This window comes from Flavobacteriales bacterium (genome assembly GCA_016712535.1).
Taxonomy (GTDB): Bacteria; Bacteroidota; Bacteroidia; order Flavobacteriales_F; family PHOS-HE28; genus PHOS-HE28.
Genome location: JADJQW010000002.1, coordinates 1,381,528 through 1,394,945 on the forward strand (window position 1 = coordinate 1,381,528; position 13,418 = coordinate 1,394,945).

The 13,418-nt window shown below is 63.2% G+C and carries 11 protein-coding genes; 7 read left to right on the forward strand and 4 right to left on the reverse strand.

The window, feature by feature from the left end; translation table 11 throughout:
• Positions 1 to 22: 22 nt before the first annotated feature.
• The gene (locus IPK70_05580) at positions 23 to 361 is read right to left on the reverse strand and encodes a hypothetical protein (protein MBK8226628.1); all 339 of its coding nucleotides are present in this window, start codon (positions 359 to 361) and stop codon (positions 23 to 25) included.
• A 268-nt stretch (positions 362 to 629) separates the two neighbouring features.
• On the opposite strand from IPK70_05580, the gene nhaC reads away from it, so the two are divergent.
• The gene (gene nhaC / locus IPK70_05585; protein ID MBK8226629.1) at positions 630 to 2,078 is read left to right on the forward strand and encodes a Na+/H+ antiporter NhaC; all 1,449 of its coding nucleotides are present in this window, start codon (positions 630 to 632) and stop codon (positions 2,076 to 2,078) included.
• A 33-nt stretch (positions 2,079 to 2,111) separates the two neighbouring features.
• Positions 2,112 to 2,855 (forward strand): hypothetical protein, encoded by a 744-nt coding sequence (locus IPK70_05590; GenBank protein ID MBK8226630.1) that lies wholly within the window; start codon positions 2,112 to 2,114, stop codon positions 2,853 to 2,855.
• A 95-nt stretch (positions 2,856 to 2,950) separates the two neighbouring features.
• On the opposite strand, the gene dnaK is transcribed toward IPK70_05590, so the two are convergent.
• Both dnaK and IPK70_05600 read right to left on the reverse strand, forming a co-directional pair.
• Complete coding sequence (gene dnaK, locus IPK70_05595) at positions 2,951 to 4,852, reverse strand: molecular chaperone DnaK (protein MBK8226631.1); 1,902 nt, start codon at positions 4,850 to 4,852, stop codon at positions 2,951 to 2,953.
• A gap of 163 nt (positions 4,853 to 5,015) precedes the next feature.
• Positions 5,016 to 6,104 carry a DUF4249 family protein gene (locus IPK70_05600; protein MBK8226632.1) on the reverse strand — a complete coding sequence of 363 codons (1,089 nt, stop codon included), beginning with the start codon at positions 6,102 to 6,104 and terminating at the stop codon, positions 5,016 to 5,018.
• A 123-nt stretch (positions 6,105 to 6,227) separates the two neighbouring features.
• On the opposite strand from IPK70_05600, the gene panB reads away from it, so the two are divergent.
• Genes panB through IPK70_05615 form a run of 3 tightly spaced genes read left to right on the forward strand, consistent with a single transcriptional unit; the run spans position 6,228 to position 9,215 of the window.
• The gene (gene panB, locus IPK70_05605; GenBank protein ID MBK8226633.1) at positions 6,228 to 7,046 is read left to right on the forward strand and encodes a 3-methyl-2-oxobutanoate hydroxymethyltransferase; all 819 of its coding nucleotides are present in this window, start codon (positions 6,228 to 6,230) and stop codon (positions 7,044 to 7,046) included.
• A 54-nt stretch (positions 7,047 to 7,100) separates the two neighbouring features.
• Positions 7,101 to 7,784, forward strand: coding sequence for an RluA family pseudouridine synthase (locus IPK70_05610; GenBank protein MBK8226634.1), 684 nt, complete (start codon positions 7,101 to 7,103; stop codon positions 7,782 to 7,784).
• An 18-nt stretch (positions 7,785 to 7,802) separates the two neighbouring features.
• On the forward strand, positions 7,803 to 9,215 hold the full coding sequence (locus tag IPK70_05615) for a T9SS type A sorting domain-containing protein (GenBank protein ID MBK8226635.1): 1,413 nt from the start codon (positions 7,803 to 7,805) through the stop codon (positions 9,213 to 9,215).
• Between the two features lie 2 nt (positions 9,216 to 9,217).
• Here IPK70_05615 and priA read toward each other — a convergent pair whose 3' ends face one another.
• Positions 9,218 to 11,668 carry a primosomal protein N' gene (priA, locus tag IPK70_05620; protein ID MBK8226636.1) on the reverse strand — a complete coding sequence of 817 codons (2,451 nt, stop codon included), beginning with the start codon at positions 11,666 to 11,668 and terminating at the stop codon, positions 9,218 to 9,220.
• A gap of 117 nt (positions 11,669 to 11,785) precedes the next feature.
• Between priA and IPK70_05625 the strand changes: the two genes are divergently transcribed.
• Together IPK70_05625 and IPK70_05630 are read left to right on the forward strand one after the other, a co-directional pair.
• The gene (locus IPK70_05625) at positions 11,786 to 11,947 is read left to right on the forward strand and encodes a hypothetical protein (protein ID MBK8226637.1); all 162 of its coding nucleotides are present in this window, start codon (positions 11,786 to 11,788) and stop codon (positions 11,945 to 11,947) included.
• Positions 11,948 to 12,025: 78 nt separating this feature from the next.
• Positions 12,026 to 13,354, forward strand: a complete 1,329-nt coding sequence (locus tag IPK70_05630) for a sugar MFS transporter (protein MBK8226638.1) — start codon at positions 12,026 to 12,028, stop codon at positions 13,352 to 13,354.
• Positions 13,355 to 13,418 lie beyond the last annotated feature (64 nt).

Below are 13,418 nucleotides of genomic sequence, written 5' to 3' on the forward strand. Positions count from 1 at the left end.
GTTCTGGTATCAAGGGTTCGGTTCAGGGCTCCCGGGTTTGCAAGAGTGCATCTTCCGGATCGGACTGGTGCGGGCTGGTGCGCCGCGCTGTCTTCATCGGCGCTCCGGCGGTTTGCGTACCGGCTGAATTGCTGAGCGCACCGCCTTCACCGGCCTGTGGTGATGGCACCGGAGCAGCCGTCTTCACTTCTGCTTTCGATTGCTTCACATTCGCGGGCGGCAGATCAGGTTTCGCCACAGGCGCCACCGTGGTCTCGGTGTCAACCGCAATGCTCTGTGCATGCGCGCTGGACTGTGCTAGCAGCAGGCCAGCCAGCGCGCTCGCATGCAGCGCTCCTTTCAAGACAAGGTTCAGGTTCATGTTGAAGGGTGTTGGTTAGGGTTTCGGAGGGGAGCGGGCCATCATGCCAAGCAGCGTGAATCATGCGCATGAGCGCGTTTCACATCAACAGAGAGCAAGATGGATGGCGTATCGGAAAGCGGAGGCGAAGGCCGTGGTTCTGGGTTGGTCAGGGTAAGGGGATGCCGAAAGTATCGGGTCGAATGGTGTGATGCAAGGGGTGTGGAAATCTTGGGGCTGGGCCGTCCGCGAGTTTCCCGGCTTACCGGTCCACGGGTACATTGGCCGCATGAGCGCACACCGGACGGCAAGGCCCCCATCCATCTTCCAAGCGCTGCTGCCCGTGGTCGCGCTCGTAGCGCTGCTCGCACAGAATGTGCTGGTGTTCGGCGACAGCGGGCTCGATGGCCCGAACCAGCTGGCATTGCTGTTCGCTGCGGCAATCGCGATCGGCATCGGCCTTTACAACGGATCGTCATTCACCGAACTGCTCGACCACATCGTGCGTGGGATCACCACGGCCCTCGGTGCCATCCTCATCCTCTTGCTGATCGGTGCGCTGGCTGGCACCTGGCTCATCAGCGGGATCGTGCCGGCCATGATCGATCACGGCTTGCTGCTGCTCTCGCCCAAGGCCTTCTTGTTCGCGGCCTGCCTGGTCTGCTGCGTGGTGTCACTCGCCACAGGGTCATCATGGAGCACCGCTGCAACGGTGGGCATTGCGCTCATGGGCATCGGCAAGGCCCTGGGCTTCCACGAGGGCATGGTGGCGGGCGCCATAGTCAGCGGAGCCTACTTCGGGGACAAGCTCAGCCCGCTCAGCGACACCACGAACCTGGCACCTGCTGTTGCAGGCACGGATCTGTTCTCGCACATCCGCTACATGCTCAATACCACTGTGCCGAGCATCATCATCACGTTGTTGGCTTTCCTGGGCATCGGGCTGTTCGCCGCTCCGGATGGGGCCATCACGGGAGTGGAGGAATTGCGCGCCGCGATCCATGGGCGCTTCAGGATCGGCTGGTGGCTGTACCTGGTCCCTGCTGCGGTGGTGATCATGATCTGGCGGCGAATGCCGGCCTTGCCGGCCCTTTTCATCGGCGTGCTGCTAGGCGCAGCAGCAGCGCTCATCTTCCAGCGCCCTTTGCTCAGTCATCTAGCCGGCGGCGACTCGTGGCAGCATCTTTATAAGGTCATCATCGGCACCATGGGCTCTGGCGCCACCATTGAGACCGGCAGCGCCATCGTGGATGAGCTGCTCAGCGCCAAGGGCATGTTCGGCATGCTCAAGACCATCTGGCTCGTCCTGTGCGCCATGGTCTTCGGCGGCGCCATGGAAGGTGCCGGGCTCTTGCAGCGACTTGCAGCGGCCATACTGACCAAGGCGCGGACCGATGGCTCGCTCATCGCGGCTACGGCGGGCAGCTGCGTGCTGGTGAACGCCACCGCATCGGACCAGTACTTGAGCATCGTGGTGCCGGGCCGCATGTTCGCGCCGGTATTCGCTGAGCGCGGCCTGCATCCCAAATTGCTCAGCCGGACACTGGAGGACAGCGGCACCGTTACCAGTGCGCTGGTTCCTTGGAATACGTGCGGGGCGTACATGGGCAGCGTGCTCGGCGTGGCCACCATGACCTACCTGCCGTTCTGCTTCTTCAACCTGATCAGCCCATTGATGACGGTGCTGCAAGGCGCTTTGGGCTGGCGCATCGCGCGCATCGCGAAGCCGGCCGGGTAACCGAGCGCAGGCCATTGCCGTAGAACCAGCCCGATGAATGTGCCACGAGCGCTCATCCTTTGGGGGGGGCTTTCACTGACGACCGCTTGCGCTGCGCAGCCCGATACGCTGATGCTGGCCGCTGATGAGCTTTATGTGATGGGCGATGCGGGAGAGGACCCCGCGCCGGACCTCAACGCGTACGAACGGTACAATCCGGTCACCGCCGGAGACAGCGTTCGCCGCTGCAACGGCTTTCCGTGCACGGGGGCGGTGGAGGACAAGTACCCCGACGGCCAGCTGAAGCACAAGGGCTATTACGACAATGGGCTCCTTGTCCTGTACAAGAATTACTATCCAACCGGGCAGCTCGAACGCGAGTTCAGGCGCACGGACGATTTGCGCGCCGTGCAGCGCTCATGGCACGCCAACGGACAGCCGCGCTCCGAGATCCGTTATGCTGAAGGACAGGTGGTGCTCTACAAGGACCATTATATCAACGGCGTGCTGAGGTATGCAGAGGAGCGCCAGCGCAATGGCGGCTGCTATACCCGCATGGAGCTCTTCGATGCGGAGGGGCGGCCGATCAGCACGCTCGTGCTCGCGGATAAGGCCAAGGGCCTCATCGACATCAGCGAGTACCACCCTGGTGGGGCGCTGAAAAGCCAAGGCCGCGCACGATGCGACAGGCATTCGCTGGAGACCACGCGCATCGGAACCTGGACCTACTTCGATCCCGCCGGCGCGACCGTGCGCCAAGAGGATTACCTCGATGGCAAGGTGCACGCCGTGCGCTGAATGGGCCGACCGAGTGGAATGAGCGAGCCCCGCGATGATCGCGGGGCTCGCTGCTTGGTGCTTGCCGCAAGCCTCGGGTCGGGAAGGTCCGACCCCTACTTGCTGTCCTTCACTTCCTCGAAATCGACATCCTTCACCTCGGAGTCGGTGGAGCTGGCGTTGCCTGCATTGCCGTTTCCATTGGCTTGGCCTTGCTGCGCAGCATTGTACATCTCCTGGCTGGCCGCTTGGAAGGCGGTGTTCAACTCGCCCATGAGCTTCTCGCAGGCATCAGCGTCTTGCGCCTTGTGCGCGTCCTTCAGCCGGCTGAGCGCCTCTTCGATCGGCTTCTTCTTCTCGTCGGGGATCTTCTCGCCGTAATCCTTGAGGCTCTTCTCGGTCTGGAAGATGAGGCTGTCGGCGGCGTTGAGCTTGTCCACGGTCTCTCGCGCCTTCTTGTCGGCATCGGCGTTGGCCTCTGCCTCCTTCTTCATCTTCTCGATCTCCTCCTTGCTCAGGCCGCTGCTGGCCTCGATGCGGATGCTCTGCTCCTTGCCGGTGGCCTTGTCCTTCGCGCCCACGTGCAGGATGCCGTTGGCGTCGATATCGAAGGTGACCTCGATCTGCGGCACGCCGCGCGGTGCAGGAGGGATGCCATCGAGGTGGAAGCGGCCGATGGTGCGGTTGCCGTTGGCCATGGGGCGCTCGCCTTGCAGCACATGGATCTCCACGCTGGGCTGGCTGTCGCTGGCCGTGCTGAAGGTCTCGCTCTTCTTGGTGGGGATGGTGGTGTTCGCTTCGATGAGCTTGGTCATCACTCCGCCCATGGTCTCGATGCCCAGGCTGAGCGGGGTCACGTCGAGCAGGAGCACGTCCTTCACATCGCCGGTGAGCACGCCGCCTTGGATCGCGGCGCCGATGGCCACCACTTCGTCGGGGTTCACGCCCTTGCTGGGCTCCTTGCCGAAGAACTTCTTCACGGCATCCTGGATGGCTGGAATGCGGGTGCTGCCGCCCACCAGGATCACCTCGTCGATGTCCGTGGTCTTGAGGCCGGCGTTCTTCAATGCGCTCTCGCACGGGGCGATGGTGCGCTTGATGAGGCTGTCCGCGAGCTGCTCGAACTTGGCGCGGGTGAGGCTGCGCACCAAGTGCTGCGGGATGCCATCCACCGGCATGATATAGGGCAGGTTGATCTCGCTGCTGGTGGTTGAGCTGAGCTCGATCTTCGCTTTCTCGGCAGCCTCCTTCAGGCGCTGAAGGGCCATGGGGTCCTTACGCAGGTCGATGTTGAATTGGCCCTTGAATTCTTCGGCCAGCCAGTCGATGATCACCTGGTCGAAGTCGTCGCCGCCCAAGTGGGTGTCCCCGTCGGTGCTCTTCACCTCGAACACGCCATCGCCCAGTTCGAGCACGCTCACGTCGTGGGTGCCGCCGCCGCAGTCGAATACCACGATCTTCTGGTCCTTGTGCTTCTTGTCGAGGCCATAGGCGAGCGCTGCCGCCGTGGGCTCGTTGATGATGCGGCGCACTTTCAGGCCAGCGATCTCGCCGGCTTCCTTCGTGGCTTGGCGCTGGGCATCGTTGAAGTAGGCAGGCACAGTGATCACGGCCTCGTTCACCGTGGTGCCCAGGTAATCCTCGGCGGTCTTCTTCATCTTCTGCAGGATCATGGCGCTGATCTCCTGCGGGGTGTAGTGCCGGTCTCCGATGGCCACGCGCGGGGTGTTGCTCGCGCCGCGCTCCACCGTGTAGGGCATGCGCGCGATCTCCTTCGCGCACTCATCGAAGGAATTGCCCATGAAGCGCTTGATGGAGGAGATGGTGTTCTTCGGGTTGGTGATGGCCTGACGCTTGGCGGGGTCACCCACTTTGCGCTCGCCGCCCTCTACGAAGGCCACGATGCTGGGCGTGGTGCGCTTGCCCTCGCTATTGGCGATCACCACAGGCTCGTTGCCCTCCATCACGGAGACGCAGCTGTTGGTGGTGCCCAGGTCGATGCCGATGATCTTGCTCATGTGTATGCGCCGAGGTCCGGCGCCGGTGTTGGTTTGTAGGACAGGTTGTTCAGCGGCGCGGCAGGATCAACCACCATGCCACCGGACAAGAAGGGAGAGAAGCTGCCATGATGCACCGAAAGGCCCGCCAATGGGGGCCATGGAACGCTGTCAGCTTGGCATGTCAGGGGCAGACGAAGCCATCCTGCGGGGAGCAGAAGCGCAGGTCGCCCGTATAGTTGCCGTCAATCAGTTCATTGAAGGACTGCGTGCTCAATCGTTTGCCTCGGGTGGTCTTCTCATACCGGCTGCCCCAGACTCCAATGCCGTTCTCGAGGTTGCTGTACGCGGGCCTATCATTCACGATGCCGGTTACGGGCTCGGTTAGGGTCAAGTAGGTGTGGAGGTCGTCGTTGGCCACGGAGACCACGAAGTCGATTCCCCGGAAAATGCGGCGATCCACGCTCTCCCAACCCGACTGGCTCTTGATCTGGCTTTCCACAGCGCTATAGAAGGTCTCTCCGGCAAGACGCACCGCCATGTCCTCATTCACGAAGGACGAGACTTTCGGAGAGCCGATCTTCTGACTGATGCTGCGGGCCACGGTGTCCGTTCCGGTCACTTCATCGTATCGGAACTTCCACTCCACCACGAAGCGCTTGCAATCAGCCCGTGATGTCCAGTTGAACTCGTAATCCGAATAGCTGTTGCCCGCTGTGTTCCTTAGAGCTACGCGAGCTCCATTGGCCACTGTATCCTGATCCACTGGGTCCACCTTGAAGTCATTGGTGATCGGGGTCTCGGCGGTGACGGTCTTGCCGTTCACGTTCATCACAAGCCGGTAGCTGTCGTCCTGCCAGAGGAACATCCGCACTCCGAGGTTGCTGGCGGGAATCGTCTGGGTATAGGGCGACACGAAGTACTTGAGCTTCTGCACCGGTGCATAGAAGGTGCCCGGCTCGCGGTTCACCACGACCGTGTCCAGCAGTGGGAAGGAATCGAGCAGCGCACCGGAACTGCTCACACGGAAAACCTTGGCGTAGGAGATGGCCTCGCCGCTGTATTCACTGGAGTCGCGCACTTGGGCCATGTCGAGTGCGTTGCCGGTGCCCAAGAAGGCCTTGTTCACCTTCACGAAATGCACGGAGTCCTTCTGGTTCAAGAGCCCGTACACGATGGTGATGTCCTTGTACGGCTCATTGATGTCGAGCTCAGTGCTGCAACCGGTGAGCAAGGAGGCGGCCAGGAGCGCGAAGGGGATTGAACGGTGCATGCGGTTGCCGATGGAGGCGGCCAAAGATAGCCGCGCGAGCTTCCCAGCCTGATCGGCTTGACCAACGGCCTGCTGTGGGCCATGAGCGGCGCGGGCTAGCTTTCGCCACCCATCCATGGAAGCATGAGCACCGGATCCGCCGACGCCAAGCGCGTCACCACGCACACCTTGCAGGAAATGAAGTCCGGAGGCGTGCCCATCGCCATGCTCACGGCCTATGATTACTCGCTCGCGCGCTTGGTCGATGCGGCGGGCATCGATGTGATCCTGGTGGGCGACAGCGCCAGCAACGTGATGGCCGGGCACGAGACCACCTTGCCGATCACGCTTGATCAGATGATCTACCATGCAGGCGCCGTGGTGCGCGGCTGCCAGCGGGCACTCATCGTGGTCGACCTGCCCTTCGGCACCTATCAAGGCAACACCAAGGGCGCGCTCAACAGCGCCATCCGCATCATGAAGGAGAGCGGCGCGCATGCCGTGAAGCTCGAGGGCGGGCGTGAGGTGATCGGATCCGTCGAGCGGATCCTCACGGCGGGCATCCCCGTGATGGGGCATCTGGGACTCACGCCGCAGAGCATCTACAAATTCGGCACTTACGTGGTGCGCGCCAAAGAGGAGATGGAAGCCCAGCGCTTGCGTGAGGATGCCAAGCTCCTGGAAGAGGCCGGTTGCTTCGCGCTGGTGCTCGAGAAGATCCCGGCCAAGCTCGCGGAAGAGGTGGCCAAGAGCGTGAGCATCCCCGTGATCGGCATCGGCGCGGGCGGCGGTGTCGATGGCCAGGTGCTGGTGCTGCACGACATGCTGGGCATCAACAAGGAATTCAATCCTCGCTTCCTGCGGCGCTATGCTGATCTGCACACGGTGATCTCCGATGCCGTGGGCGGCTACGTGCGCGATGTGCGCAGCAAGGATTTCCCCAGCGCGAAGGAGCAGTACTAGCGTTTTGCCGCACCGGTCCCGGCTTTCGCTGGGATGACCCGTTGTCGTGTGATCATGGCCCCAGCATCGATACCGGTTCTCTTCAGCGACCCTTGGCTGCTTGCCGTGCGCAAGCCCGCAGGCGTGCCCGTGCAAGCCGATCCAACAGGCGATGAGGACCTGCTCTCGTTGGTGCGGATCGAGCGCAAGGAGCCGGCACTGGAACTCGTGCACCGCATCGACCGTCCTGTGAGCGGCGTGGTGCTGCTTGCGCGAACCGCCGAGGCCAACAAGGCCCTGCAAGCGCTCTTCCGCGAGCGGCGTGTGGAGAAACGCTATTGGGCCATCGTGGAAGGCCGGGTTGAGGAGAAGGGCTCCGTGGCTTTGGTGCACCGGCTCGCGCAGGATGCTCCCAATCGGAGGGCACGCGTGAGCGAAGTGCAAGGCGATGAGGCGTCGCGCACGCAGGTGCAGGTGCTTGCACGGGGCGATCGTTACAGCTTGGTGGAGTGCATGCCCGAAGGCGGCGCCTTCCACCAGATCCGCGCGCAGCTCTCAGCTTGGGGCCATGCGATCAAGGGCGATGTGAAGTACGGCGCGCGAAGAGGGGAGAAGGACAGGAGCATCGGGCTCCATGCGCGCGAGATCCGGTTCGTGCATCCGTTCACCGGAGAATCTATTCGGGTAGCAGCCCAAGCACCGGAGCTGGGTATCTGGCCGGCGCTCTGCGCGGCTGCGGGATTTGCACCTTCGGAATGAGCGGCTACCTTGCCGCTCATGAAGCGTCTGTTCCTGTCCATCGCCTTGGTCAATGCATGCGTGCTGCAAGCGCAAGTGCTCATCAGCGATTCGCTGATCTCGTCATTCACCATCGCCGAGTTGGCCGATCAGGGCATCGCTGGTGCGGACAATGACATCGAGACCTATCGCGTGGTGTACAACACGGTCGATCCCTTCGGGCAGCCCACCATCGCCAGCGCGGCGGTGGCGCTTCCGGTGAACACGCCTTGCACGCATGCCATGGCCGCGTACATGCATGGCACCGTGCTGAACCGCGAAGGCGTGCCCTCGCGCCTCAGCGATGAGATCGTCGTGGCTTACTACCTCAGCGCGTTCCGCTATGTGGCCGTGCTGCCGGACTACCTAGGCCTCGGCGATGGCCCCGGACCGCATCCGTACATGCACGCTGCCAGTGAGGCCACCGCCGGCCGCGATGCGCTGCGCGCCGCCCGCGAGCTGTGCGCGGCGAAGGGCGTTGAGTTGAATGGGCAGCTCTTCCTCACCGGATACTCACAGGGCGGTCACGCGTGCATGGCCACGCACAAGCTCCTGCAGGAAGCGCATGCTGATGAGTTCACCGTCACTGCCGCAGCACCGTGCAGCGGGCCTTACGATGCCAGCGGCGTGCAGGCCGAAGTGATCATCGCAAATGAGCCCTACCCCGCGCCGTATTACCTGCCATACGTGCTCTTGTCCTATGGCCATGTGTACCCGTGGCTCTACGACGAGGTGGACGAGGTGGTGCAGGAGCCTTGGGCCACGGAGTTGCCGCCGCTCTTCCAAGGGAACAATGGCTCCGGTGTCGTGGATGACATCATGCCCGAGATCCCCAACCAGATCCTGGTGCCTTCCATGCTGCAAGCCTTCATCGATGATCCGGATCATCCCTTCCGCCAGGCGCTGCGCGATAACGACCTCTACGACTGGACGCCCCAGTCGCGCTTGCGCATGTTCTACTGCGAAGCAGATGACCATGTGTTCTACCAGAACAGCATCGTGGCGCGCGATGCCATGCAGGCCAATGGCGCTCCGGATGTGCAGGCGGTCAGCGCGGGCTCCGGCCTCGATCACAACGGCTGCGCCTTCCCGGCGCTGCTCTTGGCGAAGGGGGTCTTCGATGCGCTTCAATGGCCGTGCGGAGGGATCGGCGTTGAGGAGCACGACAATGGCCGCTGGAGCATCGCGCCCAATCCGGCGAGCGGTCGTTTGCGGATCTCACGAGCCGCAACGGATGGCAGCGCGTCATTCAGATTGATCGCTTCCGATGGCCGTTCGTTGCACCATGGCATCATGCCCGATGGTGCATCAGAGTCATGGATCGATGCCTCTTCGGTTCCGCCAGGCCTGTATCTGATCGAGCTGGTTGATCCGCGCGGCCGCGCAGCGTTGCGCGTGGCCGTGGAGCGCTGAGCTCACACCGGATCCACATCCGCCACAAGTTGCACGGCGCGGTGCTGGGGCAAGGCGAACACGCGATCGATGCACTCGCGCACGAAGGCTTTCTCTTCGTGATGCGCGCTGCGGCGCAGCTTCACCAGCAGGTTGCGGATGTGGCGGTCCTTCACCCAGGCCACGGCTGGGATGTCAGGGCCGAGCACGCGATCGCCCAAGTGCTCGCGCAGCGCTGAGGCCAGATCGGCTGCGGCTGCGGCCACGCGCTCCTCGTTGCGGTGGCGGAGGGTGAGCGCCAGCACGCGCAGGAAGGGCGGGTATCCGTGCGTGCGGCGGTGCTCGATCTCGCGCTGGTAGAAGCCTTCCACATCGTGCCGCGTCACCAGGTCGAGCACGGGATTGCGCACCTCATGCGCTTGGATGATCACGTTGCCGGGCTTGTCCCTTCGGCCCGCGCGGCCCGCCACTTGGGCCATGAGCTGGAAGCCGCGTTCGTGCGCGCGGAAGTCGGGGAAGCGCAAGAGGCTGTCGGCGCTGAGGATGCCCACGGTGGTGACCTGATCGAAGTCGAGGCCCTTGGTCACCATCTGCGTGCCTACGAGGATGTCGATGGCGCCCTGCGCGAAGCCGGTGAGGATACGGTCGAGCGCCTGACGGCCCCGCACCGTGTCCTGGTCCATGCGGGCGATGCGCGCCTCCGGGAAGATCCCCGCGAGCTCCTCCTCGATCTTCTCGGTGCCGAAGCCGATCATCCGCAAGCGGTTGCTGCCGCATTGCGCGCACTGCGTGGGCGGCGGATAGGTCCTTCCGCAATAGTGGCAGCGCAGCTGATGCAGCTTCTTGTGGTAGGTGAGGCTCACATCGCAGTGGTCGCAATTGGGCACGAAGGCGCAGCTCTCGCATTGCCACACGGGCACGTACCCGCGCCGGTTCTGGAAGAGGATGGCCTGCTCGCGCTTCTTCAGCGCGGCATCGATCGCATCGATGAGCGGCTGGCTGAAGTGGCCGCGCATCTGCTTGCGGCGCTGGGCATCGCGGAGGTCAACCAACGTGATGATGGGCATGGCGACGTCGCCGTAGCGCGAGAGCAGCTCCGCGTATGCGTATTTGCCCGAGTGCGCGTTGTACCGGCTCTCTAGGCTGGGCGTAGCACTGCCGAGCATGGTCTTGGCGCCGTGCAGGGATGCGAGCACGATGGACATGTCGCGCGCGTGGTAGCGCGGCGCGGGCTCGTGCTGCTTGTAGCTGGGATCGTGCTCTTCGTCGACCACCAGCAGCTTCAATCCGCGAAAGGGGAGGAAGAGCGCCGAGCGTGCGCCTACGATGATCGGCGGCGCGTCCGTGCCCTGGGCCATTCGCATCCAGAGCTCGGCGCGATCACGCGCGGACATGCGGCTATGGTAAACTGCGATGAGCTCGCCGAAGCGCGCCCGCAGGCGCTCGATGATCTGCGCGGTGAGCGCGATCTCCGGCAGCAGGTAGAGCACTTGTCCGCCATCGCGCACGGCCTCGTCGATGAGCGTGGTGTAGATCTCCGTCTTGCCCGAAGAGGTGACGCCGCGCAGCAGCACGACATCCTTAACGGCGTGCCCGGTGCGGACCTGATCCAGCGCTGATGCTTGCGCGGCGGAGAGCGTTGGACCGGCCTTGTCGATGAGCGCTTGCGCGGGCATGCCGGCTTCGCGCTCATAGGTCTCGAAGAGGCCTTTCTCGATCAAGGGCTTCAGCGCAGCGGGGGAGGAGCCGCTGAGGTGCAGCAGTCTGTTCTTCTCCACTTCGAGCGGATGTTCGCTCATGCAGCGGCTCAGCTCTACATAGCGCATGAGCAGGTGCAATTGCTTGGGGGCCTTCTTCTCCAGCTTGTCGAACCATTGGTGAAGCGCTTCTTCGCTTTGCGCCGCATCAGTGAGCTTCACATAGGTCAGGGTGCGGGGCTTCCAGGCTTCGCGCAATTCCTCTTCCACGGTCACCACGCCTTCATCGATCAGGCGCTTGACCGCGGGCATGGGGTCCTTCAAGCCGAGCAGCTCCCCGGCTTCCTTCATGCTTAACGCCTCGCGTTCAAGGAGCGCGGCGATCAGCACCCCAGCGCGGTCGGTTCGCACCGGCTCTTCCGCGATGAAGGGATTCACCACGATGCGCGTCTCGCTGCTCAGGGTGAGCTGCCCGGGCAAGGCGGCGATCATCACTTCGCCCAGCGTGCACAGGTAGTGCTCGGCGATGCGCTCCCACAAGAGGAATTGCCGCTCGGTGACGATGGGCGCGGCATCGAGCACGGAGAGGATCTCGCGGGTGCTGGTGATGGGGGCTTCGTCATGCACCCGGCGCACGAGCCCGCCGTAGAGCTTTCCGCCGCGCCCGAAAGGCACCGCCACGCGCATGCCCGACTTCACTTCAGTTCCTTCTGGCAGGCTGAACGTGAAGCGTCCAGGCACGGCGAGCGGCAGGATCACATCGGCGAAGCGAGGCATTGGGCAAAGGTGATCGCGCAGCGCATCCCGGCGATCATCCGTCATGCAAGTGTCAATGTGCTTGTTCAGTTCTGCTCTCCAGGGCAACAAAGCAGGCGGTTCGATTGTCTAGGGGGCATGGCACGCATGAAGGAAAACAAGAAGAAGCTAGAGGTGCCTAGCGAAACGTTGAGCGCCTCGGTATATGAGCAGCCTACGCCGATGTGGAGCCGGTACTACCACGCCATGCGCAAGCGGATCCGGTTCCCGCGCTATTACAAGCGGGCCGTGAACTGGTAGCGATCGCACAGGTGGATGTTGGCGGAGGGCCGACGGAGCCGGGCATGGTGATAAGGCCACGGGTACTTTCACCGCCGCATGAGCACCAATTCGCGCGGCACGGCAACGGCCATCATCATCCTGGGCGTTCTGTTCTTCCTTTTCGGCTTCGTGACCTGGCTGAATGGGCCGCTGATCCCCTTCATGCGCATCGCCTGCGAGCTGAGCGATTTCGAGGCGAGCATCGTGGTGCCATTCGCATTCTACGCTTCCTATTTCGTGATGGCGCTTCCAGCTTCGGTGCTGTTGAGGCGAACTGGCATGAAGAACGGCATGGCGCTCGGCCTCGCCGTGATGGCCGTGGGTGCCTTCCTGTTCATCCCCGCAGCGCACGCCCGTTCGGCAGGCCTCTTCCTTACGGGCTTCTTCACCATCGGGACCGGGCTCGCCGTGCTGCAAACGGCCAGCAACCCGTACGTCACCGTGATCGGGCCGATCGCCAGCGCAGCCAAGAGGATCAGCATCATGGGCATCTGCAACAAGCTGGGCGGTATCGTGGCGCCCTTCATCCTGGGGGCGTTGATCCTTGTCGATGCTGATCAGCTCAAAGCCGACCTGCTCACGCTGGAAGGCCCTGCGCGAGCGCTCTTGCTCGATGAGCGGGCACGCCTGGTCGTGATGCCGTACACGGTGCTCGGTGCAGGCCTCTTGGCCGCTGCGGTGCTGATCCGGGTTTCACCGTTGCCTCCTTTGCAAGAGGAAGAGACAGGCGCATCCCGGAACGGAGCTTCCCCATGGAGGCATCCGCAATTGGTGCTCGGGGTCGCTGCGCTCTTGGTGTATGTCTGGGCCGAGGTTCTGGCCGGAGACAGCATTGCCGTGTACGCTGAGCGTCTCGGCACCCCGCTCGACATCGCCAAGTCGCTCACCAGCGTCACGCTATCCGCCATGCTTGTAGGCTATGTGATCGGCATTGCGCTCATCCCGCGCTGCTTGTCACAGCGGTGGGCGTTGGCGCTTTCTTCGTTGTGCGCGCTGGCTTGTGTCGCTGGAGTGCTCGTATCCGATCCTCAGAGCGCCACCATGTTCCCGGTGATGGACTTCGCGCGATTGCGCCTGAATTGGGTCGACCTCCCGGTGTCGGTGGTCTTCGTGGCCTTGCTGGGCTTAGGCAATGCCTTGATGTGGCCGGCCATCTGGCCCTTGGCGGTCGATGGCATCGGTTCTGCGCTGAAGACGGGATCGGCCCTGCTCATCATGGCGATTCTCGGAGGCGCGTTGGCCATGCCGGTCTGGACAGCCATGTCGTCGGGCGCTGGCGCAGCCGCTTCCCAATCCGCATACTGGCTCCTTGTCCCGTTCTACGGCTTCATTGGCTGGTATGCCCTTCATGGCTCGCGGTTGCGGGCATGGGCCACGGGCGGCTAGGCCTTCCGTGTTGAAAACTGCCCACCGGTGCTCAGAATGCCCGCGGAAGCCGCTTCTACCTTCG